15 protein-coding genes are annotated in these 16,551 nt (G+C 58.3%); 3 read left to right on the top strand and 12 right to left on the bottom strand.

The window, feature by feature from the left end; genetic code table 11:
• The 4 genes from SLH49_RS18415 to SLH49_RS18400 are packed head-to-tail and all read right to left on the bottom strand — an operon-like array spanning nucleotide 1 to nucleotide 3,855.
• On the bottom strand, nucleotides 1–573 hold the full coding sequence (locus SLH49_RS18415) for a DUF3833 family protein (RefSeq protein WP_320241877.1): 573 nt from the start codon (nucleotides 571–573) through the stop codon (nucleotides 1–3).
• A 2-nt stretch (nucleotides 574–575) separates the two neighbouring features.
• Nucleotides 576–1,802: an MFS transporter gene (locus tag SLH49_RS18410; RefSeq protein WP_320270620.1), complete on the bottom strand. Its 1,227-nt coding sequence runs from the start codon at nucleotides 1,800–1,802 to the stop codon at nucleotides 576–578.
• The gene (locus SLH49_RS18405) at nucleotides 1,799–2,557 is read right to left on the bottom strand and encodes a DUF1365 domain-containing protein (RefSeq protein ID WP_320270619.1); all 759 of its coding nucleotides are present in this window, start codon (nucleotides 2,555–2,557) and stop codon (nucleotides 1,799–1,801) included. Before SLH49_RS18405 ends, SLH49_RS18410 begins: the two co-directional genes overlap by 4 nt.
• Nucleotides 2,554–3,855, bottom strand: a complete 1,302-nt coding sequence (locus tag SLH49_RS18400; RefSeq protein ID WP_320270618.1) for an NAD(P)/FAD-dependent oxidoreductase — start codon at nucleotides 3,853–3,855, stop codon at nucleotides 2,554–2,556. The genes SLH49_RS18405 and SLH49_RS18400 overlap by 4 nt, the downstream gene beginning before the upstream one ends.
• A gap of 126 nt (nucleotides 3,856–3,981) precedes the next feature.
• Between SLH49_RS18400 and SLH49_RS18395 the strand changes: the two genes are divergently transcribed.
• Both SLH49_RS18395 and SLH49_RS18390 read left to right on the top strand, forming a co-directional pair.
• Nucleotides 3,982–4,638, top strand: coding sequence for a sigma-70 family RNA polymerase sigma factor (locus tag SLH49_RS18395; protein WP_413785310.1), 657 nt, complete (start codon nucleotides 3,982–3,984; stop codon nucleotides 4,636–4,638).
• A gap of 8 nt (nucleotides 4,639–4,646) precedes the next feature.
• Nucleotides 4,647–5,300, top strand: a complete 654-nt coding sequence (locus tag SLH49_RS18390; protein ID WP_320270617.1) for a ChrR family anti-sigma-E factor — start codon at nucleotides 4,647–4,649, stop codon at nucleotides 5,298–5,300.
• 55 nt (nucleotides 5,301–5,355) lie between these two features.
• On the opposite strand, the gene SLH49_RS18385 is transcribed toward SLH49_RS18390, so the two are convergent.
• The 3 genes from SLH49_RS18385 to mutL form a co-directional block, all read right to left on the bottom strand.
• Nucleotides 5,356–6,468: an acyltransferase gene (locus tag SLH49_RS18385; protein ID WP_320270616.1), complete on the bottom strand. Its 1,113-nt coding sequence runs from the start codon at nucleotides 6,466–6,468 to the stop codon at nucleotides 5,356–5,358.
• A gap of 220 nt (nucleotides 6,469–6,688) precedes the next feature.
• A complete protein-coding gene (locus SLH49_RS18380; RefSeq protein WP_320270615.1) occupies nucleotides 6,689–7,927 on the bottom strand; it encodes a DNA recombination protein RmuC in 1,239 nt (412 codons plus the stop codon).
• A complete protein-coding gene (gene mutL, locus SLH49_RS18375; protein ID WP_320270614.1) occupies nucleotides 7,924–9,735 on the bottom strand; it encodes a DNA mismatch repair endonuclease MutL in 1,812 nt (603 codons plus the stop codon). Before mutL ends, SLH49_RS18380 begins: the two co-directional genes overlap by 4 nt.
• Nucleotides 9,736–9,836: 101 nt before the next feature.
• On the opposite strand from mutL, the gene SLH49_RS18370 reads away from it, so the two are divergent.
• A complete protein-coding gene (locus SLH49_RS18370) occupies nucleotides 9,837–10,829 on the top strand; it encodes an NAD-dependent epimerase/dehydratase family protein (RefSeq protein ID WP_320270613.1) in 993 nt (330 codons plus the stop codon).
• On the opposite strand, the gene SLH49_RS18365 is transcribed toward SLH49_RS18370, so the two are convergent.
• From SLH49_RS18365 to purH, 5 genes are all read right to left on the bottom strand, one after another.
• Nucleotides 10,826–12,136 (bottom strand): pitrilysin family protein, encoded by a 1,311-nt coding sequence (locus SLH49_RS18365; RefSeq protein ID WP_320270612.1) that lies wholly within the window; start codon nucleotides 12,134–12,136, stop codon nucleotides 10,826–10,828. The two genes, SLH49_RS18370 and SLH49_RS18365, sit on opposite strands and share 4 nt — an antisense overlap.
• The gene (locus SLH49_RS18360) at nucleotides 12,136–13,467 is read right to left on the bottom strand and encodes a pitrilysin family protein (protein ID WP_320270611.1); all 1,332 of its coding nucleotides are present in this window, start codon (nucleotides 13,465–13,467) and stop codon (nucleotides 12,136–12,138) included. Before SLH49_RS18360 ends, SLH49_RS18365 begins: the two co-directional genes overlap by 1 nt.
• An 87-nt stretch (nucleotides 13,468–13,554) precedes the next feature.
• Nucleotides 13,555–14,268 (bottom strand): DUF3035 domain-containing protein, encoded by a 714-nt coding sequence (locus tag SLH49_RS18355; protein WP_320270610.1) that lies wholly within the window; start codon nucleotides 14,266–14,268, stop codon nucleotides 13,555–13,557.
• 52 nt (nucleotides 14,269–14,320) lie between these two features.
• Nucleotides 14,321–14,827 (bottom strand): signal peptidase II, encoded by a 507-nt coding sequence (locus SLH49_RS18350; RefSeq protein WP_320241899.1) that lies wholly within the window; start codon nucleotides 14,825–14,827, stop codon nucleotides 14,321–14,323.
• 129 nt (nucleotides 14,828–14,956) lie between these two features.
• A complete protein-coding gene (gene purH / locus SLH49_RS18345) occupies nucleotides 14,957–16,546 on the bottom strand; it encodes a bifunctional phosphoribosylaminoimidazolecarboxamide formyltransferase/IMP cyclohydrolase (RefSeq protein ID WP_320270609.1) in 1,590 nt (529 codons plus the stop codon).
• Between the last annotated feature and the right edge of the window lie 5 nt (nucleotides 16,547–16,551).

Here is a 16,551-nt window from a genome sequence, read left to right as displayed (position 1 = left end):
TCACTCTCCTGCGTAGGCCTGTTCTTTGGGTCGCATCGTCGCGACCAGTTCGGCCACTTTGATCCCGAATTTGCGGAACTGACTGCGGTTCATGATGGTCCCGTTCGACATCAGGTACATCCAGTCAGTCACATCCAGCGCATGTCCGCCTGCCTCTTCGGTCAGTTTGATCCGGTAGTTGAGCAACACGGCTGAGCCTTGCTGCTGTCCCGTGCCCGCACCGATCACATCGGGCGCCTCAGCCTTGATCCGGCCGTCATTGCCCAGGGTCAGCGTCCAGACACGATCCTGCACCATGCCGCTGTCGTAATGGAAGCGTTCAACCATCGTGCAGATGTTGCCGGCCCATGTCGCCTCGAAGTCGGCGACGAAACGGGACGATACCTTGCCGGTCGGCCCGTAAATGATGCCTTCGCATTGCACGGGGCCGTTGAACCGTTCGCGGATATCGAAAATCGGACCATCCGCGTAGTCGTCAGATTTCTGCGCCCAAAAGGACACGTATCGCGTCTTGAGCATCATCGCAGCGGCCATCAGCACGGCGCCGATCAGGATGTAAGTCACAAAAGACATCTTCAGTCCTCAAGTTTCGTGGCAATCAGCAAGCCGATGGCCAAAAGTTTCAAAAGCGACGGCACCAGCGCATAAAGCATCGTCAGCGTTGTTATCGCTTGCGCCGGCAAATCAGTGCTGCCAGCCACAAAGCCGGATCTTTCCAAAAGCGGCAGCAGCGCGACCGCTGCAAAGGCCAGGGTGAATTTGTTCACCAGGTTCCAAAGCCCGAAACCCTGCCCCCCATTGGGCGAGATCACGGTCATCCGCTTTGCAAACATCGCGGGCAAAAGTGTGAGGTCTGCCCCGATCGTTGCACCACTTAATACGCAGATAACAGCAAAGGGGATCACATCGCCGGGCGATAAAGTGAGGGTGTAGCCAAATGACGCAACAGCGAGGATCATCGCGGTGATCAAAACGGGCTTCTCACCGTAGCGGCGGGCGAGTGCTGACCAAATCGGGGAGGAGATGGCGGCGGCAAGGAAGAAGAGCACGAGAAGTGGCCCTTCCCACCCAGCCGCGCCCAGTTTGCTTTCGACATAGAAGAGGAAAAGCGTGGAAGAGACGGCAAGCGGCGTGGCGTTGACGAGCGCGAGGATGAGGAGCTTGCGAGCGGTCCCGTCGCTGATGATTTCGCGGACTTGCGACGGCTCTTGGCTGACACGCTCTTTCCATTCGGGCCACATGAAAATAGTGGCGATCAGGGTTACGGCTGCAAAGCCATACGCGAAAGCCGCAAAGGGGTCCGCCACCACACCGATCAACGCCGTGGGGATCACGGCGGCGATACAGACGCCCATTAGCGCCCCGCTTTCCCGCCACGCTGCGAGACGCACATGGCCCTTTGGGTCGGGGCCAGCCTTGCTAACCCCTTGGGCATAGAAGTTGATCGACAGAAAGCTGAACGCGGTGAAAAGGCCGGTGACGGTTAGGCCAAACCACCAGATCGGCGCGATTGGCGGGATGACGGCAAAAAGCCCGATCATCGACAGGGCGAGGATAATGGCGGTAAGTGTGATGATCAGCTTCTTGGCATTGGTCAGGCGCTCGCTGATCCAACCCAGCACCGGGTCCTGCGCAAAGTCGAAGAGGCGCAGGCCAAAAAGCAGCGCGCCGAGAGCAGTGAGACTTACCCCATAAGTATCGGCATAATACTTGGGTGCGTAGATATAGATCGGCAGGCCCGCACCTGACAAAACAGCGGCAAATCCGGTATAGGCCGGCAGCCGCTCTTTGAGGGCTTTCATCTGCTGATCTCTTCCACCGGTGGTGCCGGTTGAGACCGGAACGTGGCCCCTTTCCACCAGAGTTTGAGCGCTTGCCAATGGATCAGCGTCAGCACACGGCGCGATCCGAAGGGGCGGCGGAGAACCGAGCGAATGATCGAGGCATTGGAGATGGGCTTACGTGCGCCAGTAAGTGACGCGATCAGCCCGCCATTGCCGCGCGAATAGTCGATCCAGATGCCGATACTGTCAGGTTGAATATCAAATCGGAACACATATCCGCCTTCAACGGGCTGAAAAGGTGAAACATGCATCAGTTTCTGCGCCGAAATTGTGTCCGCTTTGGTGATGGTGCGTCCATCATCGTGGCGGCAGAGATAAGAGTGCCGGTCGCCAAACGTATTTGTGACCTCGGCAATAATCGTAGTGAGTGCGTCATCGTCGTCATAGCAAAGCCAGAATGACACCGGGTTGAAGACATGGCCCAAGACGCGCGGCTGCGCCAAAAGCGCGATTCGCTTTGGCGATGGCACATCATGGGCTGCAAACACCTCGCGCACCCAAGTGGCGCCGCGCCCCAGTTTGGGCGGGCCACCATGGTCGCTGTCTTGAAGCGACATCAGGTTGCCTCTGTTACGGGAAAACAGAACGGGTGTGTTCACTTCAGCCTCGGCATCCATCAGAACATAATCGATGGAATAGCGGAAGGCGTTTTTGGTCGCACCCCGCCTGCCATGATAGGTCTCTCCCGCGATATGATCGATGGTTGCGGTCACTCTGCCGCCATATCCAGATGCTCGACCGCGTTCAGCGCGTGCACGACGTCGAGGGCGCTGGACAGTCCGTCTTCGTGGAACCCGTTCTTCATCCATGCGCCGCAGAACCAGGTGCGATTTGATCCGTTCATGGCCACAGCGGCCTCTTGTGCCGCCAAGGCCTCAAGATCATAGACCGGGTGGCGCAAGGTGACCTCATCCCAGATCAGCTCTTCCTTGATGGGGCGTTTGGAATTCAGCGTGACCATGATGTCTTCGCCCTTCAGCCAGGGCTGCAGCGAATTCATCCAGTAAGTCAGGTCAATCTCTTGCGAATTGCGCCGCTCATCCTCGGTATAGATCCAGGATGACCAGACCCGTTTGCGCTTTGGCATGATTGACGTATCGGAGTGCAGCACGATCTTGTTGGGCTGATACCGGATGGACCCAAGCACCGATCTTTCCACGGCGGTCGCGTCGGCAAGCATCCCCAACGTGTCGTCCGAATGCGTGGCAAAGACCACCTCATCAAAGTTTTCCCAGTCGCCGCCATATGCCTTGACCTCCGCCCCGAATGGCGTGCGGCGCACCCCCTGAACGGCGGCGCCAAGGCGCATGTCGATCCCGCGTTGCAACATGTCGGATGCCAACCGCGTCACATATTCGCGCGACCCGCCCTTGACCGTATACCATTGATGCTGCCCCGTGACGCCCAACAGCGCATGGTTGTCGAAAAACCGCATAAGCGCATAAGCAGGAAAATCCATGATCTTTTCTTTGGGCGTCGACCAAATTGCGCCAGAGAATGGCAGCAGGTAGTGGTCGCGAAAAAAGTCGCCAAGATCGAGGGTCTTTAGAAGATCGCCAATTGTCAGTGCTTCATCCGCCTGACTGATCTCAAGGCCATGCTTGTTGAACCGCATGATGTCGCGCAGCATCCGATAAAAACGTGGGCTGACGATATTGCGACGCTGCGCAAAAAGTGCGGAGAGGTTGTTGAGCGCATATTCAAACTGCCCACCTGAAAACGAAGCGCCAAAGCTCATGTTGCTTTTGATGACCGGTACATCCAGATGGTCAAAGAGCGCGGTAAGGTTGGGGTAGTTTGCGTAGTTGAAAACGATGAAACCTGTATCGACCGCTTGATCCATATTGCGACCGGCCATTTTTGTGCGCGCATGTCCGCCAAGGCGGTTTTCGGCCTCAAACAAGACAACGCGGTGATCTTTGGCCAAAGCGTGGGCCGCACCCATGCCGGATATCCCTGCCCCGATCACTGCGATTTTGCGGGGAAGGGCGGTCGAAGTTTCAAACGGCATGCAGGAAGATCACTTTCGTCAGTCACTTTAGTCGTTGCGCTTCCTACGCCGGGTGATTGGGAGTGGATCACAGGAAAACGCAATTGAGTGGTGATCCAACTCTGAGAGCCCCACGTAATAAGGGACATGAAAGTTGAAACTGAGCTGTTGCCGAAAACGGATGCGCCTGACGGGGTGCTTGCCTATAAGGGGTTGAGCACGAACGGATTTCGCAAATCGGGGGCGAAAAAGTTGACGGCAGAGCAGACGACCAAACGCATGGCCTGGGTTGCTCAGGTCATCGCGGTGCGAGACGACAAGGATAAGGCCGCATTCGCCGAAATCTTTGGCTATTTCGCACCCCGCGTGAAGTCATTTTTGATCAAATCGGGGGCCAGCCCGGATCTGGCAGAGGAATGTACACAGGAGGTCATGGCGACCCTTTGGAACAAGGCCCACATGTTCGACCCGACGAAGGCGAGTGTATCTACGTGGATATTTACCATCGCCCGAAACCGGAAAATCGACATCCTGCGCAAGCAAAAGCGGCCCGAACCCGAAGATCTGCCATGGGGCCCCGAGCCAGAGCCTGATCAGGCCGAGGCGATGGGACTGCAACAAGAAACGGAAAAACTGGGCGAAGCGCTTGCGACATTACCGCCCGAACAGAGGAAACTGATCGAAAAGGCCTATTTCGGTGAGTTAAGTCATAGCGAAATTGCTGCTGAGACCGGACTGCCACTTGGGACGATCAAATCGAGGATTAGGCTGGCGCTCGAACGTTTGCGCCACAAGATGAAATGATGACAGATATGAAGAAGATTAAGCATCACCTGACCGAAGAATTGTTGATGGGATATGCGGCAGGCACGCTGCCCGAGGCGTTCAATCTGGTCGTTGCCACGCATATTTCGATGTGTGACGAGTGCCGGGCGGCACTCGCTGAATATGAGGCAGTCGGCGGCGAAGTCATGATGGGTGGCGATCCCATTGATTTGGCAGAGGATGCCTTAGCTGCAACAATTGCGCTGATCGAAAACGGCAACATCGGAAAGCCGATCGTTGCTCCGATGCCTAGCTTAAAAGGGGTGTTTCCAACTCCATTGCAGGAATATGTGAATGGTGACCTAGAGGCGGTGAAGTGGCGCAAGATCGGCGGCGGTGTCAGCCAGATGATATTGAACACGTCAAAGGAAGCGACCGTACGGCTGCTTCACATTCCAGCAGGCACAGCCGTACCTGATCACGGCCATCACGGCACTGAATTGACGCTGGTCCTGCAAGGCGCCTTTGTGGACGAAACCGACAGGTTTGGTGTTGGCGACGTCGAGGTGGCTAATGAAGAGCTTAATCACACTCCCGTCGCCGAAGAAGGCATGGATTGCATCTGCCTTGCCGCGACTGATGCACCGTTGAAATTCAACAGCCTGATGCCGCGGATCGCGCAGAAGTTCGTCAGGATTTGACAAACCTTTCATCGTAGAAACCACCGTGTGGCGATCTGCTCAGGTCGCCACCTTTTTATGGTGAGAACTGTTTCTTACGGCCAAGCAGTGCTCGTTTGCTCATCCGGCCAAGTGGCCGCTCATACCAATGGAAGATTGCGTAAGCCAATAAGACAGACGCCGCCACGTAGGTAGGCAAGGTAAGGTAACTCTCCGCAAATTGCCGTGAACCATCAAAGAACACATCTGCAAACAAGAGCACTGTCATCTGAAGCGGCACATGGACCAGATAGAGGCTATAGCTGATATCGCCCAACGCACTTAGGCGTTTGCCGCTTTGTGTCGCAACGCTGTCCAACCCGGCGGCGACTGCCAAAAATGCAACGGCAAGACCTGCAACAAGCAAATGATCGACACCGACACGAAAGCCTACAATTGACAGCAGCAGCCCGGCAACGCCGAGTGCCAGCGCACGCCCGAAATGGCCGTGCGGGCGCGCGCAATACAGAACTGCACCCAAAAAGAAGTATCCAGCACACTCAAACACACCAAGCCGTACTAATGGCAGATCAACCGGATGCCATGCGACCCAGATCCAGGACGCTGCGCAAAGGCACAACGACACCAACAGCGGTGCTTTCCTGATGAAATGCAAGGCAACAAAGAACATCGCGTAAACCACAATCTCCAATGACACCGACCAGATCGGGCCGTTGAAGCTCAAACCACGAGACAGGCTTGTCCAGTTTGATGCCATAAAAAGGTGCAGCACAAAGTGCCGGGCATCGTTGTTGCCGTAAACCTGCCAATGACCAGCGACCTCAATGCTGATGAACTGCAGAAGCGCCACGTAAATCAGCGTTGCAAAGTGCAGCGGATAAAGGCGCGCAAAACGAGCAACGGCGAATGGCCAAGCCCCCGTTTGCCTGTGCAAATACACATGCACAAAGACAAAGCCAGAAATCAGCCAGAAAAGTTCAACCGCATTCGCGGCAAACGGGCTGTAAAGCGGCGCCAGAAAGCTCGCGAACGGAAAAGAGGTGATGTCGGGGAGTGATGGCCTGTCATTGGCATCGGCAAGATAGAAATGGTGATAGTGCAGAACAACGATGGCAAGTGCCGCGACACCACGCAGCGCATCCACCCAATAAAACCTTGCCACTGGCAAAGGACGATCTGTGTCACTCAAATTACAGCTCCCGGCTATGGGATGTCACTAGCCTGATACGGGCGATCCATCAAAAACGTCTATGGCGGACAAGATAATTCTCGCGAATATACTTTGGTTAATCATCAGAAGGCTATGAGAAATCCCGGACATGGCGCAAGCCCTTGCCGCCTATACAATGAGTCCCGTGGTAGCATTGTCGCGATTTCACGACTTGGCAAATGACCGTTCAGGAGCACGCTTATACTTGTGGCTGCGTGATCGGGACAACTTTGGTATCCGCTTCAGGCGCCAGTTCTTCAAAGTCAAAGTGATCGAGTCGGTGCGCCCGTTTGCCCGCCTTTTCGGCGGAGATCTTGATATCCTCGATATCCTTCGCCGCTTGCCCGAAGTGCCGGTCCAGATTGCCGACACGGGTGACCAACCTGTCCACGTCACCACCCAGCAATGCAAGTTCCTTGCGAATGGCCCCTGTCTGTTCGCGCATGCGCGCATCCTTCAGGATCGCCCGCATCGTGTTGAGTGTCGCCATGCAGGTGGTGGGTGAGACGATCCAGACCCGCGCGGCAAAGCCTTCGCGCACCACCTCTGGCAGCCGGGCATGGAGTTCGGCATAGACCGCCTCGGACGGCAGGAACATGATGGCGCCATCGGCGGTTTCGCCGTCGATGACATAGCGCTCGCTGATGTCTTTGATGTGTTTGCGCACCGCGCCTGCCAGATCGCGCAGGGCCGTCTTTTGCTGGTCCTGTGTCTGTGCCGCGGCGAGTTGTTCGTAAGCCTCAAACGGGAACTTCGCGTCGATGACAATCGGACCAGGTGGGTTCGGCAGGTGGATCATACAATCTGCGCGCTTGCCGTTCGACAGGGTTGCCTGCAACGCGTAGCTGTCGGCGGGCAGTGCTTTTGAGACGATATCGGTCAGCTGGATTTCCCCGAACATGCCCCGGCGTTGCTTGTTCGACAGGATGTCCTGCAGGCTCAGCACATCGCCCGACAGTTTCTCGATATTGGTCTGCGCTTTGTCGATGGTCGCCAGCCGTTCCTGCAGTTCCGTCAGGCTCTTCGTCGTCTTTTCGGTACTGCCTGAGAGCGTATCTTTCATCCGCTCCTGCATCTCGGCCATGGCGACGGCGGAGCGTCTTTGGCTTTCATGCAGTTGCTCGGTCATTTGCTGACGGACCTCGGCCAGCCGCTGTTCCATATTTTGCAGCATCTGGCTCTGCCCATGCGCCTGCTGCTCGCTCACAGTCTTAATACTGCCCGCCAGTGTGTGCTGGCCCTGATTCAGCACGCCTATATCCTGCGCCAACCGCCCCACCTGCCCCGCCACATAGTCCACGGATTGGGATGATTTCCCGGCCCGGCGCAGGGTCATGATCAACAAAACGACGATGAGCAGGGTCACAAAGGCGCCCATCCCAACGCCAATCACCAGCGGGTCATCAAATGCGTAAGACTGATCGCCGATCTGGATCATGTGCGCCCGAACAGCCGTTCGATATCGCTGAGCTTCAGCTCCACATAAGTGGGCCGCCCGTGATTGCATTGCCCGGAGAGCGGCGTTGCCTCCATCTCGCGCAAGAGCGCGTTCATCTCGGCCCCCTGCATTCGGCGACCGGAGCGGATGGAGCCGTGACAAGCGACGCGGCTCAAAATCGCTTCGATTTTGGATTGCACGCTGGCGCTGTCGCCTTGGTCGGCGAGCTCATCAAGGATGTCGCGCAGCATGGCTTCGGCATTCACGTCACCGAGGATCGCAGTCGTTTCGCGGACGGCGATTGCACTGCCGCCGAAGGGTTCGATTGTCAGGCCAAGGCGGCCGAGGTCTTCTGCGATTTCGAGAAGTTGCGCGGCCTCGCCCGCGCTCATCTCAACGATTTCGGGGATTAGTAATGCCTGCGCCGCGACCCCGTTTTCGGCCATCTGTTTTTTCAGCTTTTCGTAGACCAAGCGCTCATGCGCGGCATGCTGGTCGACGATTACAATTCCTGTTTCCGTCTGCGCGATAATGTAGTTCTCATGCAATTGCGCACGGGCGGCACCAAGAGGGAGATCGGCAGGCTCATCTTCGATGACGGGCTCGATCCGGGCTGAGGGCGTTTCCTGAAAGGCGGGCGCTTGCGCCTGAAAGGTCATGGAGCGGGCGCTGAAACTAGGCCGGTCCATCTGATAAACGCGTGCGGTGCTTGGCTGTGGTGTCATCGCACCAAGGGTTGCGTCGGCCACAGTTGTCGATGCGCGGTGGCCTGCTTCGGCCAGCGCATGTCGTAGACCAGAAATGATCAGGCCACGGACGGTGCCGGGATCGCGGAAACGCACTTCGGATTTGGCAGGATGCACGTTCACATCAACCAAATTCGGGTCGCAATCGACAAAGAGTGCCGCCACTGGATGCCTGTCGCGCGACAGCACATCCATGTAAGCCGCACGCAAAGCCCCCAGCAGCATCTTGTCGCGCACGGGCCTACCATTGACGAACAGGTACTGCGCGACCGCTGCCCCGCGCGAATAGGTTGGCAAGGCGGCATAGCCCGTCAGGTGAAATCCGTCGCGCTGCGCGTCGATGCGCAAGGCGTTTTCGGCGAAATCCTTGCCTAACACGGCACGCAGCCGCCCGTGCAGCGCATCAAAGAGATCGCCGGTTTCAGCGTCGGCGCGGAACGTTGTGCGCTGATCGCCGTTGGATGCATCGCGCAGGATGAACGTCACGAATGGGGCCGCCATGGCGAGCCGTTTGATCACATCGCCAATCGCCTGCGCCTCGGCCCGGTCGGTGCGCAGGAATTTGAGGCGGGCGGGCGTGGCGTAGAACATGTCGCGCAATTCGATCACCGTTCCAGCGGATAAGGCCGCCGGGCGCACCGCCTCGGTCTTGCCACCTGCGACGGTGATCATTGCGGCGTCTTCGCCGGGCACGCGCGAGGTGATGGTCATTCGGCCCACGGCGCCGAGCGACGGCAACGCCTCACCCCTGAACCCGAACGACGTGATATTCAGAAGGTCCGAGCCGTCGATTTTCGATGTCGCATGCCGCGACAGGGCGAGCGGCAGGTCGGTGGCTGCGATCCCGCAGCCATCGTCGGTCACGCGGATCAGGGTCTTGCCGCCATCGGCAATCACAACCTCGATCCGGCTGGCCCCGGCATCGATGCTGTTTTCGACAAGTTCCTTCACGGCGGAGGCCGGACGCTCCAACACCTCGCCCGCCGCGATCCTGTTGATTGCGGCGTCATCCAGTTGCCGGATCACCGGGCGCGGCTCTATTTGGGGGTCTGCGATGGCCATGCCACAAGGTGTAGCATGAACCGTCGCGATTCTGCGAGGGGCAAAAGCGCGTTGACTTTTCTCAATATGTAAGTGATGACTTACATAAAGGAGATCCCATCATGCGCATACTGATCGTTGGTGGCACCGGATTTCTCGGCAAGGCAAGTGCGGAGGCCGCGATTGCGGCTGGGCATGAGGTTACCGTCATGACCCGCAGCGGTGCGAATGTGGCCGACGGCGCCGCGACCCTGATCGCAGATCGCGAAGAGCCGCTGCCCGATTTGCTGGGCCAGTTCGACGCGGTGATCGACACCTGCGCCTACGCGCCCAACATGGTCGAAAGGTTGGCCCAAGCCACAGGCACCGTTCATTGCGTCCTCGTCTCATCCATCTCGGTCTATGACGATATGTCGGTCCCGCAATTTGATGAAACCGCGCATGCACCGACGGCAACTGAGGATGACCTCGCTCTTGCGGCGCAGGTGGAGCCGTCCCTGCGCGCGACGGCAGAACCCTATGGTGCGTCCTATGGCCCCCTGAAGCGCGCATGCGAGATTGCTGCCGATAAAGCTTTTGCTGGGCAATGCACACAGATCCGGCTTGGCCTGATTGTTGGCCCACGGGATTACACCAACCGTTTCACCTGGTGGGTGCGCCGCTGCGATCAGGACGGGCCGCTTGTGGTGCCACGGCCTGCGACGCGGAACATACAGATCATCGATGTGCGCGATGCCGGGGCGTTTCTGGTGAAGATGGCGGAAGAGCGGGTTTGCGACACGTTCCATCTGACCGGGCAGCCGACAACGCTCGACACAATGCTGCGAGAGATCATCGCTGCAACAGGCCGTAGCGTTGACATGACCTATGCGCCGCTGGCCACGTTCACCGAGGCTGGTATCCGCCACTGGACCGATCTGCCGTTGATCGTGCCAGACAATCCAGCCTTTGCCGAAATGCTGAATGTATCAACCGAGAAGGCGCAGCGCGCGGGACTTGCGATCCGGCCATGGGCGGAAACGGTTCAGGCTGTGCTGGCCCATGACCGCGCGGATCGCGACCGGCCGCTGATCTGCGGTATGTCCACAGATCAGGAGGCGGCAATCAGACCCTAGTTGGTGCTTTCCAGCCCCTGCGGTTTGCCGACAACCACAAAGTGCAGCGCGTCCGGTTGCAGCAGTTCAGCCGCGACGCGGTTGATATCGTCGAGCGTCACCGCATCGATAAAGTCATTGCGGTCCACCACGTAGCTGGGCGGCAGGTCGATCATCTGCATGCCGACCATAATCCGGGCGATTTCGCTATTGCCGTCAAAACGCAAGGGGTACTCGCCGGTCAGATAGGTCTTGGCGGATGCCAGTTCCTCGGCACTCATCCCTTCTTCAGCCATGCGACGCCACTCGTCGCGCGTCACGGCAATGGCATCGGCGATAGTTTCGTTGGAGGATGCAACCTGCCCAATCATCATCTCGGCATGGAATTTCGGGACCAGCGCCGTGCCAATTCCATAAGTCAGGCCGCGCTTTTGGCGCACTTCCATCATCAGACGGGACTCAAAGCCGCCCGCGCCCAACACATGGTTGATGATGAAGGCAGCAAAGAAATCCTCATCATCGCGCTTCATTCCGCTATGACCAAACAGGGCGACGGATTGCGGGGTGTCGTAATCGACAACAGTCACACCCCCACCAAGTCCAAAGCCAACGTCAGGCTGCAGCGGCGCGCCTTCCGCCGGCAAATCGCCCAACAGCGCGTCCAACATCGGACCCACCTGATCTACGGTCACATCACCGACGACGGAGACATAAAGCCGTTCGCGCACGAGCGCATTCCGGTGGGCTGCAATCATATCTTCACGCGTGAGCGCGTTCACACTTTCAACGGTGCCGTCAATGGCAGTGCCGTATGGGTGATCGCCAAATGCCGCAGCATCAAAGACGGCACGCGCAATCGTGTCTGGGTCCTTTTCATCGCTGGCAATGCCGGACAGGACCTGTGCACGCACCCGGTCGAGTGCGGTTTGCGCGAATGTGGGCTCCACAAGTGCCTGCCGCAGCAGAGCCAGCGCATCGTCCTTGTTCTCGGTCAGAAACTGGGCTGAGATCGAAAGCGTATCGTCAAAAGCGCGGAACCTGTAACTGGCTGCCAGAGCCTCGCGCGCGGTCTGGAACTCCTGTGCTGACATCTCGCCCGAGCCTTCTTCGAGCAGGCCCATCATCAAGTTGGTCGCACCCCGTTTTCCGGGCAGATCCAGATTGGCGCCGCCGCGAAAGCGGATTTCTAACGCCACAAAGGGGATGCTCGGCTCTTCGACAACCCATGCGTTGATCCCGCCGTCAGATGTCACCTCTTTGATATCAATCTCGGCACGCGCAATGCTGGCAATGAATGCCAGGAAGATAGCGGTCAGAATGCGCGGCATCAGCGTGCCTCCTCTTGGTTGGCGACAACCCAGCCGGTCACCGCCTGTTCGCGATTCAGAACTTTCTCTGCTACCGACTTGATGTCATCGACGGTCACCGCCTGCAGGATATCCGGCCAGGCCTGCACATCGGCGACGGTCAAACCTTGCGTTAACGCGGCGCCATAACGGCGGGCGAGGCCAGCCGTGTCATCAAGTGCGTACACCTCGGACGCGCGTAGTTGCGTGCGCAGACTGTCCATGCGGGCTGGATCAATCTCGGCATTCATGAAATTGGCGATCACCTGATCCATGGCAGCCTCAGCTTCGGACAGGGCCACACCGTCGGTAGGGACAACAACGAAAGAAAAGGTCGTATCGTCCAGGGACGAGCCGCCATAGGAGGCATTGGTATAAACAGCCATTTGCGTATCGAACTGCAATGCCTGACCCAGATCGGACGTGAATGAAGACCCACCCAAAAGCTCTGCCAGATAAACGAGCGCTGCCGCCTCTTCCTGCGCGCCCGCATCGCGTTCGGGGGCGAGATAGCTGCGGATCAGATAGGGCTGGCTGACGCGGGGGTCGACGTAAGTGAGACGCCGTTCAGCCCGCTGCGGCGGCTCTTCTGGGCGCAGACGTTCGGGTAATTGCGGCTCTGCAGGGATCACACCGTAATAGGTGCGCGCAAGCTCCAGAACCTCGTCGGGGTCCACATCGCCAGCGACGACGAGCACGGTGTTATTGGGCGAATAGTAGAGATCGTAGAAATTCTGCAAATCCGCGATGCTCAGATCATCGATCTCGTGCCGCCAACCGATGATCGGAATGCCGTAGCGGTGGTTTTGGAATTGTGCCGCACGAAACTGCTCACCCGCCAAGGCATTGGGATTGTTTTCGGTGCGCTGGTTGCGTTCTTCGATGACAACCTGACGCTCCGGTTCCACTTCAGCCGGATCAATGACCAGATTGTTCATCCGGTTGCTTTCCATCTGCATCATCAATTCCAGCCGGTCCGCCGCGACACGCTGAAAATAAGCAGTGTAATCGTAGCTGGTAAACGCATTGTCACTGCCGCCATTGGCCGCGACGACTTCGGAAAACTCGCCCGGTTCAAGGATGTCGGTGCCCTTGAACATCAGATGCTCAAGAAAATGCGCAACGCCCGAAGCACCCTCCGGCTCATCGGCTGAGCCGACCTTGTACCAGAGCATATGCACAACCACGGGCGCGCGATTGTCTTCAATAACGACGACCTCCATCCCGTTATCCAGCATGTAGGTCGTGACCTCTTCAGCGTTCGCGGCAATTGCCGTCAACATCAAGGCCAAGGCGGCGATAAGACGTGTCATGGGCACCCTTTTGTCGAAACTAATGCCAACGTACCTACGCCAGATCGCAGTTTCTTCAAGTCACCCTACGCGGATGTGAGGTTTGGTTTATTGCTCTTCTGGTTCAATCGGGGTGCAGACCCGTCGCAGACGGTTATCCGGTGGGACTGTCCTGAAGACGCAGTTTTGCGGGGTGTCGCCTGCCGCTTCGTTCTGTTCCCGCCACTGCGCGATCAGTGCATCGACCTGACGCTGCAAGAACCTGGGCTCCTCCTCCGGCTCTTCAGGCGCGGCAACAGGTCGTTGCGCCCGCGGTGGAGCAACTGGGGCGGTCGGAACCGCGATACCCTGACTGATCAGACGGGTACGCTCTGCATTTGCGTCAAGCGCTTGTCCCGCATATGCTGGGAAATATCGATCACGTCCCAACGGGTTAAAGACGTTAAGGCGGCGCGCACGTTCGCGGATTTGTTCATCTTCGGCAGCAAGTTGGGCTCGGATGTCAGGCTCTGTGCCGAAGCGACCGGCATGGCCGACGAGAACACGATCGGCCGCTGGGATACCGCCGGCCACTTGCGCTGCAGAAGACCCACCCAACGCATTAACCGCATCCGCGTTAGGCTGCGTGTCCGCGAGGTTCTCTCCACCTGGCGTGGGCGCAGGAAGATTGGCCTCTGGTGGGATTATTAGCGGCTCTTGCGGGATCACGGCAAACTCGTCAGGTCCGTTTCCGGCAGCACGCAAATCGCGCAACGGGCGGTCCGGGTTACCGCAGGCGGCCAGAAGCATCACGCTCAGAAGTGTAAAAACGATTGCCCGCATGAAGGGATCCCATCTGATATTGATGCCTGTCTAGCTCAGGCGTCGGAGGAGGTCACGTCGCTTTCTTATTATCCTCGGCCAGAAAGGCCAGTCCGATAGCCCCGATGAAAATGGCGATATCGGCCACGTTGAACGCATAAGGATTGTTGATCCCACAGCAGGACATGTTCAGAAAATCAGCCACCGCACCGTAGAAGAACCTGTCGATCACATTGCCCATCGCACCGCCGATCAGAAAGCCGCCCGCGATGAACGTCCATTTGCTGCCACCGGTGCGGTTCAGCCACCAGATAACACCCGCTGTGATCGCGAAGGCCACGCCAATCAGAACCCAGCGCATATCGTATTCCGCAAAAAGGCCGAAATTTACCCCGCGATTCCAGGCCATGCGCAACACGAGAAATGGTGGAAAGACCTCAACCGTTTCGGGGCGCGGCAGTTGGCTGGACGGCACCCGCACCTGCGCCCACTGCAATCCAAAGACCTGAAACAGAACAAAGAACTTGATCACCTGATCAATCAAAAAAATCCAGAAACCGGTCCAGAACATCAGCTTCATTTTGCTTGCCCCCTTTTCGTGACGCGGAACAGTGCCCGGCCCTGAGAGGGTGCAAGGCGCCCTCCCGTGGGGAGGGTCGGGCGCTGTCCGGGCCAGCGGCCCGGACCGTATGGAAAGAGCCGCAGCACGCTAATGCCGGAAATGCCGCATGCCGGTAAAGACCATGGCGATCCCGGCCTCATCGGCGGCCGCGATCACTTCGTCATCGCGCATGGAGCCACCGGGTTGGATCACGCAAGTGGCACCCGCGCCCGCCGCCTCCATCAACCCGTCGGCAAAGGGAAAGAACGCGTCCGAGGCAACGGCGGAGCCTTTGGTCAGTGGTTCGGGCAGGCCCATCGCGTCGGCCATGCGTTCCGCCTTTTTGGCGGCGATCAATGCGCTGTCCACGCGGCTCATCTGTCCTGCACCGACGCCAACGGTCGCCTGGTCTTTGACATAGACGATGGCGTTGGATTTGACATGTTTCGCGACTTTCCAGGCAAAGAGCAGATCAGCCATCTGCGTCTCGGTCGGCGCGACCTTGGTCACCACTTTCAAATCATCCATGCCGACGAAGCCGGTATCCTTGTCCTGAACCAGCATGCCCCCGGCAACCTGACGATAGGTTGTGATCGGCGCTTTGACGTCGGGTAGGCCATCAGTTGTCAGAAGACGCAGGTTTTTCTTTGCAGCAAAGACCGCTTTGGCGCCGTCAGAGGCTCCGGGCGCGATGACAACCTCGGTAAAGATCTCGACAATCGCCTTCGCAGTCTCTTCGTCCAAAGGCTGGTTCAGCGCCACAATCCCGCCAAAGGCGCTGGTGCGGTCGCAGTCGAAAGCCTTGGTGTAGGCCTCGGCCAAGGTCGCGCCACGTGCCACGCCGCAGGGATTGGCGTGTTTGATGATTGCTGCAGCCGGGCCATCGGCGGGGTCAAACTCGGCGACAAGCTCGAAGGCGGCGTCGGTGTCGTTGATATTATTGTAGGACAGCTCCTTGCCCTGATGCTGCGTAGCCGTCGCGACGCCCGGACGGCCTGTACCATCGGTATAGAACGCAGCCTTCTGGTGGCTGTTCTCGCCATAACGCATGGTCTGGCGATATGTCCCGCCGAACGAGCGGCGACGAGGTGTCTCTGCGCCGATTGCGCCCGCCATCCATGTGGACACTGCCGTGTCATAGGCCGCCGTACGGGCATAAGCCGTCTGGGCGAGACGCTGGCGCAGGGCTAATGTGGTCTGGCCGTCATTGGCCTCCAGTTCCGCCAGCAACGCGTCGTAGTCCTCCACATCCGTGACGACCGTGACAAAGGCATGGTTCTTGGCGGCGGAGCGGATCATGGCGGGGCCACCGATATCGATATTCTCGATGCAGGTGTCGAAATCGGCACCTTTGGCCACGGTCTCCTCAAACGGATAAAGGTTTACGACGAGCAGATCGATGGGGCCGATATTGTGTTCCACCATCGCATCGCGATGCGCTTCCAGATCGCGGCGCGCCAGCAGGCCGCCATGGACCACCGGATGCAGGGTCTTCACCCGGCCATCCATCATCTCGGGGAAACCGGTCACATCTGCTACATCGCGCACTTCAAGTCCCGCGGCGCGCAGCGCCTTCGCAGAACCGCCGGTGGACAAGAGTTCAACCCCGCGTGCCGCCAGCGCCTTGCCCAGATCGATCAACCCGGTCTTGTCAGAAACAGAAAGCAGCGCGCGGCGCAGTGGGGCGAGATCGGTCATGCAGG

It is taken from the genome of Cognatiyoonia sp. IB215446 (genome assembly GCF_033963825.1).
Taxonomy (GTDB): domain Bacteria; phylum Pseudomonadota; class Alphaproteobacteria; order Rhodobacterales; family Rhodobacteraceae; genus Yoonia.
This window is presented reverse-complemented; position numbering and strand designations above follow the sequence as displayed.

Excerpts from the sequence above, each read along its gene's own strand:
- SLH49_RS18410 (WP_320270620.1), bottom strand. The coding sequence starts at position 1,802 with ATGAAAGCCCTCAAAGAGCGGCTGCCGGCCTATACCGGATTTGCCGCT.
- SLH49_RS18395 (WP_413785310.1), top strand. The coding sequence starts at position 3,982 with ATGAAAGTTGAAACTGAGCTGTTGCCGAAAACGGATGCGCCTGACGGG.
- SLH49_RS18365 (WP_320270612.1), bottom strand. The coding sequence starts at position 12,136 with ATGCCGCGCATTCTGACCGCTATCTTCCTGGCATTCATTGCCAGCATT.
- purH (WP_320270609.1), bottom strand. The coding sequence starts at position 16,546 with ATGACCGATCTCGCCCCACTGCGCCGCGCGCTGCTTTCTGTTTCTGAC.
- mutL (WP_320270614.1), bottom strand. The coding sequence starts at position 9,735 with ATGGCCATCGCAGACCCCCAAATAGAGCCGCGCCCGGTGATCCGGCAA.
- SLH49_RS18415 (WP_320241877.1), bottom strand. The coding sequence starts at position 573 with ATGTCTTTTGTGACTTACATCCTGATCGGCGCCGTGCTGATGGCCGCT.
- SLH49_RS18360 (WP_320270611.1), bottom strand. The coding sequence starts at position 13,467 with ATGACACGTCTTATCGCCGCCTTGGCCTTGATGTTGACGGCAATTGCC.
- SLH49_RS18355 (WP_320270610.1), bottom strand. The coding sequence starts at position 14,268 with ATGCGGGCAATCGTTTTTACACTTCTGAGCGTGATGCTTCTGGCCGCC.
- SLH49_RS18390 (WP_320270617.1), top strand. The coding sequence starts at position 4,647 with ATGAAGAAGATTAAGCATCACCTGACCGAAGAATTGTTGATGGGATAT.
- SLH49_RS18400 (WP_320270618.1), bottom strand. The coding sequence starts at position 3,855 with ATGCCGTTTGAAACTTCGACCGCCCTTCCCCGCAAAATCGCAGTGATC.
- SLH49_RS18380 (WP_320270615.1), bottom strand. The coding sequence starts at position 7,927 with ATGATCCAGATCGGCGATCAGTCTTACGCATTTGATGACCCGCTGGTG.
- SLH49_RS18370 (WP_320270613.1), top strand. The coding sequence starts at position 9,837 with ATGCGCATACTGATCGTTGGTGGCACCGGATTTCTCGGCAAGGCAAGT.
- SLH49_RS18350 (WP_320241899.1), bottom strand. The coding sequence starts at position 14,827 with ATGAAGCTGATGTTCTGGACCGGTTTCTGGATTTTTTTGATTGATCAG.